The sequence below is a fragment of the Microcoleus sp. B4-C2 genome (assembly GCF_036705265.1).
Lineage (GTDB): Bacteria > Cyanobacteriota > Cyanobacteriia > Cyanobacteriales > Microcoleaceae > Microcoleus.
Genome location: NZ_JAUBUB010000008.1, coordinates 22,803 through 38,791, shown reverse-complemented (window position 1 = coordinate 38,791; position 15,989 = coordinate 22,803). Strand labels below are relative to the sequence as shown.

At 44.2% G+C, this 15,989-nt stretch carries 13 protein-coding genes; 7 read left to right on the top strand and 6 right to left on the bottom strand.

Translation table 11 applies throughout. From position 1 onward, the window contains the following. Positions 1 to 69 precede the first annotated feature (69 nt). Positions 70 to 1,341 (bottom strand): MFS transporter, encoded by a 1,272-nt coding sequence (locus QUB20_RS04960; RefSeq protein ID WP_333243679.1) that lies wholly within the window; start codon positions 1,339 to 1,341, stop codon positions 70 to 72. A 420-nt stretch (positions 1,342 to 1,761) separates the two neighbouring features. Continuing rightward, the gene (locus QUB20_RS04955; protein WP_333238472.1) at positions 1,762 to 2,274 is read right to left on the bottom strand and encodes a DUF2808 domain-containing protein; all 513 of its coding nucleotides are present in this window, start codon (positions 2,272 to 2,274) and stop codon (positions 1,762 to 1,764) included. Between the two features lie 583 nt (positions 2,275 to 2,857). Here QUB20_RS04955 and QUB20_RS04950 point away from each other — a divergent pair. From QUB20_RS04950 to QUB20_RS04940, 3 genes are all read left to right on the top strand, one after another. Next, entirely contained in the window at positions 2,858 to 4,006 is a 1,149-nt protein-coding gene (locus QUB20_RS04950) for a Re/Si-specific NAD(P)(+) transhydrogenase subunit alpha (RefSeq protein ID WP_333243683.1), read from the top strand. 292 nt (positions 4,007 to 4,298) lie between these two features. Beyond that, positions 4,299 to 4,592 carry an NAD(P) transhydrogenase subunit alpha gene (locus QUB20_RS04945; protein WP_106150865.1) on the top strand — a complete coding sequence of 98 codons (294 nt, stop codon included), beginning with the start codon at positions 4,299 to 4,301 and terminating at the stop codon, positions 4,590 to 4,592. Beyond that, a complete protein-coding gene (locus tag QUB20_RS04940) occupies positions 4,589 to 5,998 on the top strand; it encodes an NAD(P)(+) transhydrogenase (Re/Si-specific) subunit beta (protein WP_333243686.1) in 1,410 nt (469 codons plus the stop codon). Before QUB20_RS04945 ends, QUB20_RS04940 begins: the two co-directional genes overlap by 4 nt. Before the next feature lie 210 nt (positions 5,999 to 6,208). Here QUB20_RS04940 and QUB20_RS04935 read toward each other — a convergent pair whose 3' ends face one another. Next, complete coding sequence (locus QUB20_RS04935; RefSeq protein WP_333243689.1) at positions 6,209 to 6,571, bottom strand: tetratricopeptide repeat protein; 363 nt, start codon at positions 6,569 to 6,571, stop codon at positions 6,209 to 6,211. 67 nt (positions 6,572 to 6,638) lie between these two features. Here QUB20_RS04935 and QUB20_RS04930 point away from each other — a divergent pair, with 67 nt between their 5' ends. After that, entirely contained in the window at positions 6,639 to 7,118 is a 480-nt protein-coding gene (locus tag QUB20_RS04930; RefSeq protein ID WP_333243692.1) for a helix-turn-helix domain-containing protein, read from the top strand. A 117-nt stretch (positions 7,119 to 7,235) separates the two neighbouring features. Here QUB20_RS04930 and QUB20_RS04925 read toward each other — a convergent pair whose 3' ends face one another. Next, positions 7,236 to 7,388 carry a hypothetical protein gene (locus QUB20_RS04925; RefSeq protein WP_333243695.1) on the bottom strand — a complete coding sequence of 51 codons (153 nt, stop codon included), beginning with the start codon at positions 7,386 to 7,388 and terminating at the stop codon, positions 7,236 to 7,238. 261 nt (positions 7,389 to 7,649) lie between these two features. Here QUB20_RS04925 and QUB20_RS04920 point away from each other — a divergent pair, with 261 nt between their 5' ends. Further along, positions 7,650 to 8,345, top strand: a complete 696-nt coding sequence (locus tag QUB20_RS04920; protein ID WP_333243698.1) for a hypothetical protein — start codon at positions 7,650 to 7,652, stop codon at positions 8,343 to 8,345. Positions 8,346 to 8,365: 20 nt separating this feature from the next. Here QUB20_RS04920 and QUB20_RS04915 read toward each other — a convergent pair whose 3' ends face one another. Then, positions 8,366 to 8,716, bottom strand: coding sequence for a hypothetical protein (locus QUB20_RS04915; RefSeq protein WP_333291205.1), 351 nt, complete (start codon positions 8,714 to 8,716; stop codon positions 8,366 to 8,368). 219 nt (positions 8,717 to 8,935) lie between these two features. Between QUB20_RS04915 and QUB20_RS04910 the strand changes: the two genes are divergently transcribed. Beyond that, complete coding sequence (locus tag QUB20_RS04910; RefSeq protein ID WP_333243705.1) at positions 8,936 to 12,031, top strand: type ISP restriction/modification enzyme; 3,096 nt, start codon at positions 8,936 to 8,938, stop codon at positions 12,029 to 12,031. Positions 12,032 to 12,174: 143 nt separating this feature from the next. Here QUB20_RS04910 and QUB20_RS04905 read toward each other — a convergent pair whose 3' ends face one another. Next, on the bottom strand, positions 12,175 to 12,813 hold the full coding sequence (locus tag QUB20_RS04905) for a Uma2 family endonuclease (RefSeq protein WP_333051665.1): 639 nt from the start codon (positions 12,811 to 12,813) through the stop codon (positions 12,175 to 12,177). 283 nt (positions 12,814 to 13,096) lie between these two features. On the opposite strand from QUB20_RS04905, the gene QUB20_RS04900 reads away from it, so the two are divergent. Then, positions 13,097 to 15,814: a protein-arginine deiminase family protein gene (locus QUB20_RS04900; protein ID WP_333243708.1), complete on the top strand. Its 2,718-nt coding sequence runs from the start codon at positions 13,097 to 13,099 to the stop codon at positions 15,812 to 15,814. The last annotated feature ends 175 nt before the right edge of the window (positions 15,815 to 15,989 follow it).

The window sequence follows — 15,989 nt, the reverse complement described above, 5'->3', positions numbered from 1 at the left end:
GAGAGACAGTCAGATATTAGCTTTGGGAATCTTGTTTAAGGTTGGCATTTGTGATTTGACGGTAAATTGTTACTGCGAAATTAAACCCATTTTTTGATAAAGTGGTCGGACTAAGTTTTTTAAAGCTGGCAACTGTTTGGTAAAAACTATGGAGCCTAAAACACAAATTATACCTCCAATGATGACTGTATTGGGAGCACCAATATAATTTGCCAATCCGCCGGCAACTAAATTCCCAAACGGTGTCACTCCAAAAAATGCCATCGTGTATATGCTCATCACTCTTCCGCGTTTGTCGTCTTCCACAATTGTTTGCAAAAATGTGTTTCCTCCTGCAAATTGCAAAATGAAACCAAACCCCACAAACAACATCATGATTAATGACAGCCATAAGACGCGGGACAAACCAAAACCTATCAGCCCGAATCCCATAATTGCGGGTGAAATCGCAATCCATTTGCCGAGGCCAACTATACTTTTGCGTGAAATCAAATAAATCGCCCCCCCAAAGGCTCCGACTCCCGAAGATGCCATCAAAAAGCCGAGGGTTTGTGCGTCGCCTTGCAGAATTTTGGTGGCAAAAATTGGGACTAAAACTGTGTGGGACATTCCCGCAAAACTGACTAATGCTAATAGCAGTAAAATTGCTCGAATCGGGGGAAACCCGAAGGCATAAACGAATCCTTCTTTTAATCTTTGTAAGGGTTTGGTATCAGTTGCTGCAATTTTTCGGGGTTTGATTTGCATCGCTAATAAGCCTGCAATTACAGCGATGTAGCTGAGTCCGTCAATGAGAAAGCAATAACTTGCCCCGACTGTAGCTATCAGCAAACCTGCAATTGCTGGGCCGATTAATCTGGCGCCGTTGAACATGGAAGCGTTGAGGGCGATCGCATTTGCTAAATCTTCTTTCTTTTCTACAAGTTCCGGTACAAAAGCTTGCCGTGCCGGCGCGTCAAAGGCGTTAATTGCGCCTTGAAAGAAACTCAGTACCAGGATCTGCCAAATGTTAACGACTCCTGTTAGGGCTAAAAATGCTAGCGCTAAGGATTGAACCATTGCTAATATTTGAGTGGCAATTAGGACTCGGTGGCGGTTCCAGCGATCGATTAAAACTCCTGCAAAAGGCAGTAAAATTAATGTGGGGATTTGACTTGTAAATCCGACCACGCCGAGCATCCAAGGTGAATCGCTCAAATTGTAGACAAGCCAAATAGTAGCGACTTGCGTCATCCAACTGCCAATCAGTGAGAGGCCTTGTCCTGCAAAAAACAGGCGATAATTTCTCGATCTCAGCGCTGGAGGAAGTTTTATTGTTTTGATTTTTGCTAGTAGATTCATGCTGCAAGTACGGCTAGAGCAATCCTATTTGATTGGTAAACATTTTTTAGGGGTAGCGCCCCTAAGCCTACCCCTAATTAGCGAAGGGCAACTATCGGGGGACTGCCCCTAGACTCATTATTACCAATCATTGAGAATTGCGATATGAGCCGAAGGTTCTATTTTCACAACTCCCGAAAACTGAGATGTTGACCATTCTCAATAAGCTTTTTATGAACAGGCTTTCCGGCCTGTTCCACAAGAAAATTCACTCTTTGTGGAACAGGCCGGAAAGCCTGTTCTTGAGAATGGTGCAAGATGTGAGGAAAACCAAGATTTGAGGATTGTTAAATTTTTGCTCTCAGGAAAACTATCGCCACATTTAAATTTTTCTGTCGCGATCGCTTGAATAACGAGAAATTCCTTCCCCGAACTCTTCCCTCAATTAATGCTCAACAGCCAAGTACCGAGGTAACGCAGCAAGGGAACATCCCCAGGGGTGCGGATGCGGACGTTGAAATGGTACATTCCGCCAGGGGATGGGTTTCTGACGTTGGAGAGTACAACCTCAACATTGTTGCCGGCGGCAATTGGTTCTGTGGGATAAATTTCTATGAATCGATTTTCTTTGTCCCAGATTACTTCTTGCAATTCTATTGTTTTGTTTTTGACGCGCACTTTAATGTCTTTTTGGTCAAATTCGCCTTTGTAGTAGTCTGGATAGGATATGTTGAGTTGGGCGATCGCCAAACTTACTTTGTTGGAAGGAATTCGCAGCCGATATCTATCGCCACTCATCCCGGCTGTACCGTAATCCAAGCGATAGTTTAATTGGTTGGCGCGTTCGGGGCCGCCGAAAATCGTGAATCCTGGCATGGACTGGGCTAAACTGATGGCGGGTAATCCAGCCACCAAGCAACCTGTAACCGCTAGTGCTGAAAATAATCGTCGCATAACAACTCCTCTAATTAAACTCTTGGTGAACCTTTAATATCGATCGCCCGAAATTTGCGATCGTGCCTACAATATATCGAATGTCTCAGCAATTTGATGAGGGCGAGCCGATTTTAGATTTTAGATTTTAGATTTTAGATTTACTCCCGTCTGCTTTGAGAATGAATCTGGGGGCTGGTTAGAACCCGACGCTTTTCTGTGCCTCCATCCTAAGTCTCCGAAACGCTGAATCTGGGAACCTCCGAACAAATTGCTCGATCGTCAATTATTTTTTGCGTATTTTTTGCGTAATACTGATAACTGACATTCTAACTACAGAATTAGGCGACATAAAATTATATCATAATCTGTGGCTAACTTAACAATTTAGCGAATTTGAATGTATAAGATAAGTTAAAGATACGGGTCGAATTTGGGCGATCGGCTTTAGTATCAACGAGAGAAGTTTAGGGCAACGGCTGCTTCAATGTAAAGCAAGGCATGGGGCGATTAAAAATCGCACTTCAAGAAACCTGCGGAGGCAGGTTTTGTCTGTGTAGGCGCGGTTTCAACCGTCCTGGGAAAGCTTAAATAAGGAGAGTTCATGAAATTAGCGATCGCAAAAGAAATAGCAGCAGGGGAACGCCGGGTGGCTTTAGTACCCGACGCTGTAGCCCGATTAGTCAAACAGGGGGTCGAAGTTTGGGTTGAGGCGGGTGCGGGGGCACAATCCTTTTTCTCGGATCTTGCTTACGAAGAAGCGGGAGCTCAGGTTGTCGCCGATACCGCTAGGCTGTGGGGCGAAGCCGATATCGTCGTCAAAATCGGGGCCCTGCAAGAATCAGAAGTTCATCAACTCCGGGAAGGAGGCGTTTTCATCGGATTTTTGAATCCTCTGGGAGATCCGGCTTTAGTGCAGCGTTTAGCCGATCGCAAAGTAACGGCCTTCAGCATGGAAATGATCCCGCGCACCAGCCGCGCTCAAAGCATGGATGCGCTGTCATCTCAGGCTAACGTCGCCGGTTACAAAGCGGTACTGATCGCAGCCGCCGCTTTGCCGAAATATTTCCCAATGCTGACAACGGCGGCGGGTACAATTCGCCCCGCGAAAGTATTGGTAATGGGTGTGGGCGTTGCTGGCTTACAGGCGATCGCCACGGCGCGTCGTTTGGGTGCGGTAGTCGAAGCCTTCGACATCCGCCCGGAAACAAAAGAACAAGTGCAAAGTTTGGGCGCTAAATTCGTTGATGTCGAACTCAAGGAAGAAACCGTCGCCGCCGGAGGCTATGCTAAAGAACTATCAGAAGCGGCTAAAGAATACACCCGCCAAGTGCTCACCCAACACGTCAGCGCTTCCGATGCAGTGATTACAACCGCTCAAGTTCCCGGCAGAAAAGCACCTATTTTAGTTACTAGAGAAATGGTTTCTCAAATGAAGCCCGGATCGGTAATTGTTGACCTCGCGGGCGAACAAGGCGGCAATTGCGAATGCACGGAAGCGGGGAAAGATGTTGAATGGAACGGCGTTAATGTCATCGGCCCGATTAATGTGCCTTCGTCGATGCCTGTCCACGCTAGCGAAACTTACTCGAAGAATATCTCCTCTTTACTTCAGTTGATGGTGAAAGATAAGGAACTCAATTTGAATTTTGAAGACGATATCATTGCTGGTTCCTGTGTGGCTCGCGATGGTGAAATTAGTAACCAGCGGGTTCGCGATGCTTTGACGGCTCAGGCTTCAGCCGTCAGTTAGATTCGGTCGTTATGAGGCAAAGTCCGGCAAGGGTTGAAACCCCTGCCTCAAAGCTAAAGTCCTCTGAAGAGGACTGAAGAACTGATTAAATATCTCCCAAAAAGGCTTTTTTTGTTTGGTGACTAGGGCCAGATCCCCCCTAGCCCCCCTTAAGAAGGGGGGAACAAGAAGTATTCAAAGTCCCCCTTCTTAAGGGGGATTTAGGGGGATCGAGACTCGGCAACAAACGAGAGATATAAAGGACTTTAGCGTTAATTTCACACCAATTTCCAATTACCAATTACCAATTGTTATGGCAGAAGGATTGATTGCAGGTTTAGTGGTGTTTACTCTAGCGTCGTTTGTGGGATTTGAAGTAATCAATAAAGTCCCGCCGACGCTGCACACACCTTTGATGTCGGGATCGAATGCGATTTCGGGAATTGCCGTTTTAGGTGCAATTCTGATTTCAGGCCAAGGTAATGTAACTGTTACTTCGATTTTGGGGACGATCGCGATCGCCCTGGCCACAATTAACGTTGTCGCCGGTTTCTTAGTAACCGATCGAATGCTGCAAATGTTCAAGAAAAAAGAGGTTAAAGCGTGAGCGATTTTCTGCCCAGTGGCATTCAACTAGGTTATTTAGTTGCCGCATGTTTGTTTATTATCGGTTTGAAACAGTTGGGTTCCCCTGCAACCGCGCGTCAAGGAAATGTGTTAGCTGCGATCGGGATGTTAATTGCGATCGTCGGTACTTTGCTGGAAAAGCAAGTCATCAGCTACGAATTGATTGCTGTCGGAATTATCATCGGTTCCATTTTGGGAACAATTATGGCGAAAACCGTCGCGATGACGGATATGCCGCAGATGGTGGGTTTGCTTAACGGTTTTGGGGGCGCGGCTTCTGCACTCGTTGCTGTGGGCGAATTCTGGCGCTATCTCAGCATCCCGGAATCGCCGGCACCTGACGCGACAATCACGATCCTTTTGGGTGTCTTGATTGGCGGGATTACTTTCACTGGTAGTCTTGTGGCGTTTGCGAAGCTGCAAGAATTGCTGCCGGGTGCGCCTATGACGTTTCCGCTGCAACAGCCGTTTAATGCCATGCTGGCGATCGCACTTTTAGCCGGCAGCGGTTATATGCTGACAAACCCGGAGAATGTGCCGGTATTCCTGGGTTTGGTGGCGATTTCCAATATTCTGGGAATCATGTTTGTGCTCCCGATTGGCGGTGGCGATATGCCGGTGGTGGTGTCGCTGCTTAACTCTTATTCGGGGATTGCGGCGAGTGTGGCTGGGTTCATTTTGATGAACAATATGCTGATTATCGCTGGTGCATTGGTGGGCGCGTCGGGGATTATTTTGACGCAAATCATGTGCAAGGGGATGAATCGATCGCTTTCTAGTGTGCTGTTTAGCGCCTTTGGTAGCGGTGGTGCTAGTGCTGGGGCTGCTGCTGGGGCTGCTGGTGCGATCGACAAAACTGTTCGCAGCATCAATCTCGAAGAAAGTGCGATGATGTTGGGTTATGCGCGATCGGTTGTGATTATTCCCGGTTACGGAATGGCTGTAGCGCAAGCACAGCACGCCGTGCGCGAGTTAGCCGACGGTTTGGAAAAAATGGGTGTTGACGTGAAATACGCGATTCACCCGGTGGCTGGGCGGATGCCGGGGCACATGAATGTGCTCTTAGCGGAAGCAAACGTGCCTTATCCGCAGTTGTACGACATGGACGATATCAATCCGCAGTTTGAAGAAACGGATGTGGCTTTGGTGATTGGTGCGAATGATGTGGTGAATCCGGCGGCGCGTCACGATACGGCGAGCCCGATTTACGGGATGCCGATTTTGGAGGTTGATAAGGCCAAACATACGATCGTGATTAAGCGCGGGATGAGTGCTGGTTTTTCCGGTGTAGATAATGAGTTGTTCTACAAGGATAAGACGATGATGTTGTTTGGTAGCGCTAAGGATGTGGTTGCCAAATTGGTTTCTGAGGTGAAGCAGTTGTAGGATTTTGCAACCGCAGATGAAGGCGGATTAACGCGGATGATTAAACCCGGTTTCTTGGAGAAACCGGGTTTTTGTTTGGGGTTTGTTTGAGATTGTGTCTGGTTGATTTCCAATGTTGTAGGGGCGGGTTTTACCAACAATAATTGACTAAAATTAATAATCTCGTAAACCCGCCCCCTCCATGCTAGAAGGATGCCACCGGACTTGATATTATGCAATGCTAGCTTGGTTTAAATATCCACTGGAAATAGGTGTATGTGAAAATCCTTGTTCTCTGGCTTTTTGAAACCATTTTTCTGCTTCAGTGCGATCGGCTGCTACACCATCAGCACCGCACAGATAAATTCCTGCTAAGTTGTTTGAGGCAACACCATAGCCTTGCTCAGCGGATTTGATGTACCATTTAATTGCTTCTAATATTATCCTTTCTCGACCTAATCCTAAATGGTACATACTGGCAATGATGCACTGAGATTCAGCATTTCCCTGTTCTGCTAGCGGTTTTAACAAGCTAAAGGCTTGGGTATAATCTTGGGTATTAAAAGCGGCTAGACCTTTTTCTAAGTCAGGCATTAACGGTCATTAATAAATTCAATATAATATAATATAATAGCATTAAACCAATTCAGGAAACATTTCCATGAACAGGCCAAAAATACTCCTAGATCCAGTTTTACCGACCGAAGAAGAAACACAAGCTATCCAATTATGGGATAAAATGCTATGTCTCAAGAAAGAAAATGGTGATTCTGAAACATCTAAAGTCAAACTCCTGGAAGTTGGCGGGGAAGCGATCGCACTTCCTGAATCTCTCTATCAATTGTTGTGTCAAGCTGCACATTTAATGGCGGCTGGTAAAGCAGTGTCTTTAGTGCCAATTGAGCAAGATATGACTGTTGAAGAAACGGCGACTTTGCTGAATGTGTCGCCAGAATTTGTAGTCAAATTGCTCGATGATGGGGAAATTGTCTATGGAAAAGTAGGAAACCAGCGGCGGATAAGTTTGGCAAGTGCGATCGCATATAAACAGCAGCGTACTGTTAAGCGGCGTGAAATTCTCAAGGAATTAGCTCAGTTTAGCCAAGAAGAGGAATTGCATGAAGCCAGAGTATACAGCTAGCAGGTTGATTCCGATTTTTGCAGATAAGATTCAACGCTATTATGAGAATATTTCGTAGGTTGTAGTTAAGGGCGATCGCTATGCAGCCGATTCTTGACTTCCGAAGGATCTGCTGTCTCAAAAAATAGTTTCAACGCTTCGATCAGATTTCGTTCGTCGCGCTGCTTCTATATTGTCACCTTGGCTGGCAATATCGAGTTCCGGGCAAAGGGATACATATCCGTCGCCTTCTCGTTCAATAATTGCTGTCAACTGTTGTGTTGACTTCATAATTTGAAGTGGCGCACTGCCAAGCTCAAACAATTATAGTTTTACTTGAGATTATATCACATCTTTCGCTGTTCGGTGGAGACGGGCGATCGCCCTATACAATGCTAGCTTGGTTTAAATAGTCACGGGCGATCGGTGCTAGTCAAATATACCTGCGATCGAAGAATTTTTAAATATAATGAAATCCTAAAGAATTAATAGAACTGCAAAAATTGTACTAACATTAGAGCTAAAGTCAATTAAATTAAAAAATTTTCAACTATGTCAGATCAACCTTTTAATATCCGCCAACTAAATGGCCTAGATTATGACGAAGCAGAACCACTCCTGGAAGATTATCAGGAAACGCTAATCGAGCTATTTGTCAATTCTCCCGAAGGAGAAGAATACTGTAAAACTTATCCAGACGTGGGATTTTGGATCTCGCAGTTCATTTATTACGGTTTCGGCTATGAAGGTTTTACGCTGCCTAGCATGAAAGTGGAAGATGTGGCAACTGTAGTCGAAGAGTTGTTTCCCAGGAAAGTGAGTTTGCTTTCGCCGGAAGAAGGTGAAGATGCTATCCCGGAATTATTGGCGTTCTGGCAATTTTTGAAGCGAGAATTTAAACTGCGAAATGCCACTTCAATTATCAAATACCTGCGGGATATCGAGCTGGAATTTAAGGAAATTATGGAAGATTCCTCTAAATTTGGATTTGCCAAATCCTTTGTAACGCTAGGTCAGGAAGCAGGGTTTGATATGAGTACGGGGGAAGGTCTAACACAATTTCAGGAGATATATAATGCTAGCATTGCTCCTCTACTTGCAGCTAAAAACTCCGAGACATCGGGATTTTCCAGCCAACCGATAAGTGATAGTGCTGTCAATGGATCTAAGGCAAGTAAAGAAAAACAAAAAAAAGCAAAAAATACGGCGGCTGAATCGAGAAAACGCAACCGCACTAAGAAAAAATGAGGTTTAGCAAGTATCTATCCTCACTTCACTCTTCTTCTGATTCTTCTCAGCATCTTGTTAGCTTCTTCCCTCCCGCGAAACTTCCAAACTAATAAATAACACATCAAACAAAACGCGAAAATTCCTAACACGATCGCACTTTCTTCCGGTGAGTTGGTAGTTCGATAGAACTTCCCACTCTTCGGACTTGCTTGGATGTTGTTAGTTCGCTCGACCGTTCGATCGCCCGCTTGCAAGTTAAAATTGTGTTGTTCAATCGCATTACTATTTTTAAATTTTCGATCTATTTCTTGAAATGACTTCGCCTGTTCGCAGCTTGTTAAGGATAATCCAATAAGGATAAAAATTAAGAAATAACAGCGACATTTCATGATTTTTACCTTTCGGTCAGCGAAAAAGAGAATAAATCCATATAGGGCTTACTGACTCCGACAAAGAAACCGGGTTTTTATCTAATCTGTCGGTAGCCACGAAGTATATTCCTAAAAAACCCGGTTTCTGGGCCCCTATCTCCAGGACTATTCTATCTACTAGAATAGCATTAAACGAATTCAGAAAACATTTCCAAACTAAACCAGGAAACTGATTCAATGCCATCTATATCTTTTGATGCTTACCTCAAGTCGATTCAAAATAACCTGCAAAAAGGTAGCGAGCGCAGCCATTATCCAGCGCTGAAAGATTTGCTGGATGACTCAGACAAGGGCATTGATGCCGTCATTGAAGAAAAAGGCAACAAGGCAGGAATTCCAGACTTTACCGTGCGGCGGCGGGAACTACTGGTGGGTTATGTAGAAGCGAAAGACGTTGGGCTAGACCTGGATCAGATAGAAAAATCGGAGCAATTGCAGCGGTATATAGAAGCGTTTCCTAATCTAGTATTGACCAATTATTTAGAGTTTCGTTGGTATGTGAATGGGAAGCGCAGGCAGAAGGAAATTTTAGCAGATCGTAATGAGAATAAGCTGCAAATAAGGGCTACAGAAAAAATTGCGGCTCTGCTAGATCAGTTTATCAACTATACAGGCGAGATTATCAGCAGTCCTGAAGACCTGGCGCGACAGATGGCGAGGTTGACGAAGGCAATCCGGTTAGCAACAAAAACTGCGCTGGAGGGAGAAAGGAAAGACGGTGAATTGCATCAACTGAAACAGGGCTTTAGTGAGGTGTTGTTGCCCGATTTGAATGATGCTGATTTTGCTGATATGTATGCTCAGACGATTTCTTATGGGTTATTTGCGGCAAGAGTTGGTCATGCTCAACATCCAGGGTGTGAACCGTTTACTCGGCGCACGGCGGGCACGTATATTCCGGCAACAAACCCATTTTTGAAGCGATTGTTTAATACGATCGTCGAAACGGATGCAGTCAGTCAGATCGATTGGGCGATCGACGATTTGGTGCAATTGCTGTCTCAAGTTGATATGGGCAGCATTCTCGAAAACTTTGGGCAGCGCACTCGTCAAGAAGACCCGGTGGTGCATTTTTATGAAACGTTTTTGGCGGCGTACAATGCAGCTTTGCGAAAGAGTCGAGGCGTTTATTATACACCGGAACCTGTGGTGTCGTTTATTGTGCGATCGGTTGATGCCATTCTCAAAGACCGCTTCGATTTGCCATTGGGATTAGCTGATAATGCCAAAGATCCAGTAACACAAAAGCCGAAACTGCAAATTCTCGATCCTGCAACGGGTACGGGTACGTTTTTGTATGAAGTGGTAAAGCAAATTTACCGCAATATAGAAGAAATTGGCATGGCGAATCAGTGGGATAGCTATGTGCGAGATAATTTGCTGAATCGGTTGTTTGGATTTGAGTTATTGATGGCTCCCTATGCCATTGCTCACCTGAAGCTAGGGCTAGAACTTCAAGAACTTGGTTACAAATTTAAGGACAAACAACGATTAGGCATTTACCTCACCAATACGCTGGATGAGGCACTGAAAAAATCAGAGATTTTGTTTGGTCAGTTTGTGGCACAAGAAGCAAATGAAGCTTCGACGGTGAAGCGAGATACACCTGTGATGGTTGTATTAGGCAATCCGCCTTACTCTTACGAGTCGTCAAACACAGGAGCATGGATTAGTGGTCTTGTTCGCGACTACTATCAAGTTGATGGTCAGCCATTGGACGAGAAGAATTCAAAAGGATTGCAAGATGATTACGTAAAATTCATTCGTTTTTCTCAATGGCGTATTAATGAAACTGGATTTGGGGTTTTAGCACTCATCACCAATCATGGATATTTAGATAATCCGACTTTTCGAGGAATGCGTCAAAATCTGATCCAAACTTTTTCGGATATCTATATTTTGGATCTTCATGGAAATTCTAATAAAAAAGAAATATCTCCTAATGGAGAACCCGATCAAAATGTTTTTGACATTCAGCAAGGTGTAAGTATAGGAATTTTCATTAAACAGCCTGGAAAATCATCATCTGCTGAAACACATCATTCTGAACTTTGGGGAAGTAGGTCAGACAAATATGAAGCTCTTAGCAACTTAGATATTGATACGATTGCGTGGAATAATCTTAAGCCTCAATCGCCTTTTTACCTTTTTATTCCTCAAAACATCACCTTGCTTACAGAATATGAAAAGGGTTGTAAAATCACAGAAATTTTTAATATAAACAGTCCCGGAATCATGACAGCACGGGATTCATTAACGATTCACTTTAGTCAAGACGATGTATGGAAAACAGTTAATAAATTTTCAAGTATTTCCCCTAATGAAGCAATTCAATTTTATGAATTGCCAGAGAATACAAGAGACTGGAAAGTTGAATTAGCTCAAAAAGATTTAAGATTATCAGGTCTTTCAGAAACAAAAATTAAACCAATACTTTATCGTCCTTTTGACATTCGTTATACCTACTATACGAGTAATGGGAAAGGGTTTCATAGTTTGCCTCGTGGAAATGTGATGAACCATATGTTGACAGGTGAGAATTTAGGATTGATCACTGTGCGCCAAGTACCTGAAGGTATCTTCAATCATGTTCTTGCCACCAATTGTCTTGTTGATAATCGTATTACTTCTAGTAACAAAGGATACGGACAATTATTTCCTCTATACACCTATCCTGATACTGCCAATGAACAGGGTAGTTTATTTACTGAAAGGACTAAAAATTTATTTCCAGGTTTTTTAAGTTCAATCCAAGACAAGCTTGACTACATTCCCACGCCAGAAGCCATCTTTTACTACATCTACGCCATCTTCCATAGCCCTACCTATCGCCAACGCTACGCCGAGTTTCTCAAAATCGACTTTCCTCGTGTGCCGTTGACCCGCAATGACCAGCTATTTAAAGACTTGGGTGCAAAAGGTCAGGCATTGGTAGACCTGCACCTGATGAAATCGAAAAAACTTAATAAGCTGATTACTAAAATGAGTGGCGATGGTGACAATGCCGTTACCGAAGTTATCTATAAACCCGCTGAACAGCGAGTTTATATCAACAAAACCCGCTATTTTGAAGGCATCGCCCCCGAAGTTTGGGAGTTTAAAATTGGGGGTTATCAGGTTTTAGATAAATGGCTCAAAGACCGTAAGAAAGCCAAACGCACCTTATCCTTTGATGATGTACTGCACTATCAAAAGGTGGTGGTTGCGCTCAAAGAAACCATGCAACTGATGGTAGAAATCGATCTACTGATTCCTGGCTTCCCCATAGAGTAAGATTCAGGACTTACTGACTCCGACAAAGAAACCGGGTTTTTACCTAATCTGTCGGTAGCAACGCGTCTTTTCGTAAAAAACCCGGTTTCTGGCCTGGTGTGCGATGATCGGAAATCAACCCATTTACACTTACAACACTCAACTCATCCAATCAGTCGTTGTCGAAATTCTTTAACTGCTGCGAGGGAATTCGGATATCGAACATATTCTGCCAACAATTCTATATCTAAATTAGGCAGGATTTCACTGCGACTGATTTGCTCATAACCGCAGGTTTGGACAAATTGAACTGGAATTTCTTCTCGCAGGTAGTAGAGGCTAAAATTTTCATTTTGCCAAAACCAAACTTCTTTAACATTTAACCGTCTGTAAACTTCCAATTTATTCAGGCCACCACTGGTAACAACAACCTCAATTGCTAAATCGGGAAATTCTTTGTCTGTACCAATGCAGTAAGCTTCATCAGGTTCCGTCCCGCCTCTTTTTTCCTCTTGCCGTAGGCTGGTAGAACCAAATGGAAAATAGTCTATATCTGCTTCTAAAAAGTAAATGAGTAAAAGGTCTCCAATGCGAGTTTTTCTGTTTTCATGGCGGCGGGAAGGTGACATAATTTCTAAGACTCCATCTAAATACGTGACTCGATATGCGGAAGTATCCCCACTTCTGGTGAGTAATGTTTCATATTGTTCCCAGTTGACGCGATCGGTAATATAGCGACATTCGGAATCTTGGCGTTGGAGTGCTTGTTGGTCAAGTAGAGCATTGAGATCGCTTGTCAACATACTATTACCTCCTTTAGGTTGTCTTGATTATAATGAGAGTTAATGCGATCGTGATGAATACTATATAATAATTTAAATATTATCAGATATTGTGGACTCCGACAAAGAAACCGGGTTTCGACTTCGCTCAACCACCAGGAGTTTTTATCGAATCTCTGAACAGCAACAAAGTATTTTCGTAAAAAACCCGGTTTCTGGGCCGCCATGCGTAAGTCCTTATAATTAAATCCCCAATTGCTCCCAAGATTAGGTAAAATTATTGGCGTGTCTGAGGATAAACTATATGCGTTTGGTTAAATATATTGCGATCGCGATCGTCAATGGTTTCGGTGTCGTCATCGGTATTATTTGGGTTGCAGTCCCCACAACAGTGGCTCAACCTTCCCTAAACTACCAACTCGCACTCTCTGGGCGACAGCCAGAGGGCGAAACTCCGCAATCCCTTTCCGAACTCTACAAATTGCGCGATCGGCTTAAAGTACAATTAGATAACCTTGCCAAAAGTTCCGACAGCGCCCCGTTTCCTGCTGAGCTTTGGAAATCAGCAATCAACCGCCAGCAATCCCAAACTCTGACGCAGCAACTCCAAAACGTTCAAAGTCAGATTCAAATAGAAGAAAGAGCCAAATATAATTGGGACGATGCTGCTAAATTAGCCGCCCAAGCAGTCTTAATTGGACGCACTTCTAATCCTTCTTCTACTACCTGGGAAGAGTCCCAGCGGCTGTGGGAGTTGGCTATCAATACGCTGCGACTCATTCCTCACGATTCTTTTTTGGCTGATGGGGCGATCGACAAAACCATCGAATATCAAGGAAGCCTCAGTGTCGCTACCTATGAAATGCAAGTCGCACGTTCTGTTGAGAAAATTAGAGCCGAGGAAGAAGAGATAAGAGAGCGAGCCCGCAAAGAGCAAGAGAAAAAAGAATTTGCTCGTCGAGAAATAGAGAGAAAAGAGCAAGAGAAAAAAGACCGGGCTAGAAAAGAGATTGAAAGGCAAGAGTTTGAAAGGCAAGAATTAGCCCGAAAAGAACTTGAAAGGCAAGAATTAGCCCGTAAAGAACTTGAAAGGCAAGAATTTGAAAGGCAAGAATTAGCCCGAAAAGAACTTGAAAGGCAAGAATTTGAAAGGCAAGAGTTAGCCAGAAAAGAACTGGAAAGGCAAGAATTAGCCAGGAAAGAACTTGAAAGACAAGAACTTGAAAGGCAAGAATTAGCTAGACAAGAGTTAGCTAGACAAGAACTTGAAAGGCAAGAATTAGCTAGACAAGAGTTAGCTAGACAAGAACTTGAAAGGCAAGAGTTAGCCAGACAAGAATTAGCCAGACAAGAACTTGAAAGGCAAGAATTAGAGAGAAATCAGCAAGCAACTCCTCAACCAACTCCTGAATCAACTGCAACACCAACTCCCGCCCCAGTTACACCCGCCGCGTCCCCGCCGAACTTTTTCTTTGCGGGAGATACTAACAGAGATGGCCAAATTAACCAGCAAGACGACGCCGGAAAAGAACAATGGTCTTTGTCCAAGGGCGCGCTAATTTCATTTAACGATCGCAATAACGATCGCGGCAAGATACCGACTTGGAAACAAACCAAAGTTATGGTTCCCCGCCGTGCAGCAATGCTGTCTCAAGTTAACTTAACACTATCTGAAAACTTCAAAACCTCTCAGTTATTTATCACGGCTGACAGCATTGCTAGCCCTCACATCAGCGTTTTTCAGAAGACGGGCGACGGCTGGCAACCTGTAGATATATCCGGTGCTAAACCTCTAGTTTTCAGCACGAATATTGTTTTAGGTGTCGAAGCAAAACAATTTGCCGATCGCAACTGGAACGGCACTGTAAATCTCAAAGCAACTGCCCTAAACAACGGTCAAGAAATCGCATCTACAACTATTCAAATGGGCGTTAGTCCTTGGATGATAGCGCCCAATACAGCACCAGTAACCGAAGTTCAGGTCAGCGACAGAGGCGCGGTAAACAGCGAATTTATCTCGCAACTAAAACAAGCAGTAGAACCCACGGGCGCCAAAGTGAAAGTCATTCAGGGCGATCGCACTTGGATGCAAGATACCCAGAAAAACGGCTACGTTCAACTTCCCGAAAAATCGGAGCTGCGCCAGTTTAATGTCGCCCTAAAAAGCAATAGCGACCCAGAGAAAAACCCGCCTGTTAAATCAACTCAAAACCCGGATTTGAAAGTAGTTAAAATTGGCAATCCTCGTTCTTTAGACCCCGTAAGTCAGTGGTCTGACGGATACGGCAATTTGCAGGTGACACCGCCGATTCCCGGACACCCAATGGGTCGAGTTTATTACGGGAATTCGGGAAATGCTAGTTTTAATCCAGAGGTACTTGATTTTATTCAAGCTCAGAGAATTCAAGGGCCGCCAGTGGATATTGATACTTCTTGGCTTTTGACTCGCCAAGTCGATGAAATTATCAATTTTATTCCCACTCAAACTCCCGGACAATATGTAATGGCGATCGCCAGTCCCGAAGCCGGAGTTAAGCTGTTGGAAGAATTGGAGGGAAGAGGTTACGGCGATGTGGCGATCAATCGTGGTTTGAGCACTCAAACAACTGTCAGCACCGCCTTGCAAAACCGGGCTTTAATTCAACACAATCTCTATTTGCAAAATCAGAAACTTAATCCGATTATAGAGAAGTTGAAAAGAGAGTTTTTACTCGGAGACGACCAAATTATTCAAGTTCCGGTGATGTTTGGCTACAGCGGTTATGCTTGGTGGCCAAATATGGTCAATTCGGTGCCAGTTAACGGCAAGTTGTTAGTTTCAAATCCGCGCGGGCCAATGATTGACGGTGTAGATTACACTCAAGAAAGATTGCGCCAACTGCTGCTTCCTGCTGGCGTCAGCGTTAGTTTCCTGGATGACAGGTATTATCAAGAATTGAAAGGAAACGTGCAGTCGGCGACGAATACTGTGAGGAAGCCAGAAGAGCGGCCTTTTTGGCAGTCTTTGCCTAATAATTACTAATTGGGAATCGGGAATGGGGAATCGGGAATGGGTAATTTGTAGGGGCGGGTTCACCAACAATACTCGCCTGTAACGAACAATCTCGTAAACCCGCCCCCACCCGACAGTAAATCTCAATATACCTCCTAAACCCGCCTCCCTAGTACCATTTTTATGAACAGGCAAGATGCCTGTT

Coding starts and splice junctions, on each gene's coding strand:
- QUB20_RS04950 (WP_333243683.1), top strand. CDS start 2,858: ATGAAATTAGCGATCGCAAAAGAAATAGCAGCAGGGGAACGCCGGGTG.
- QUB20_RS04955 (WP_333238472.1), bottom strand. CDS start 2,274: ATGCGACGATTATTTTCAGCACTAGCGGTTACAGGTTGCTTGGTGGCT.
- QUB20_RS04925 (WP_333243695.1), bottom strand. CDS start 7,388: ATGAAGTCAACACAACAGTTGACAGCAATTATTGAACGAGAAGGCGAC.
- QUB20_RS04935 (WP_333243689.1), bottom strand. CDS start 6,571: ATGCCTGACTTAGAAAAAGGTCTAGCCGCTTTTAATACCCAAGATTAT.
- QUB20_RS04920 (WP_333243698.1), top strand. CDS start 7,650: ATGTCAGATCAACCTTTTAATATCCGCCAACTAAATGGCCTAGATTAT.
- QUB20_RS04910 (WP_333243705.1), top strand. CDS start 8,936: ATGCCATCTATATCTTTTGATGCTTACCTCAAGTCGATTCAAAATAAC.
- QUB20_RS04900 (WP_333243708.1), top strand. CDS start 13,097: ATGCGTTTGGTTAAATATATTGCGATCGCGATCGTCAATGGTTTCGGT.
- QUB20_RS04905 (WP_333051665.1), bottom strand. CDS start 12,813: ATGTTGACAAGCGATCTCAATGCTCTACTTGACCAACAAGCACTCCAA.
- QUB20_RS04915 (WP_333291205.1), bottom strand. CDS start 8,716: ATGAAATGTCGCTGTTATTTCTTAATTTTTATCCTTATTGGATTATCC.
- QUB20_RS04930 (WP_333243692.1), top strand. CDS start 6,639: ATGAACAGGCCAAAAATACTCCTAGATCCAGTTTTACCGACCGAAGAA.
- QUB20_RS04945 (WP_106150865.1), top strand. CDS start 4,299: ATGGCAGAAGGATTGATTGCAGGTTTAGTGGTGTTTACTCTAGCGTCG.
- QUB20_RS04960 (WP_333243679.1), bottom strand. CDS start 1,341: ATGAATCTACTAGCAAAAATCAAAACAATAAAACTTCCTCCAGCGCTG.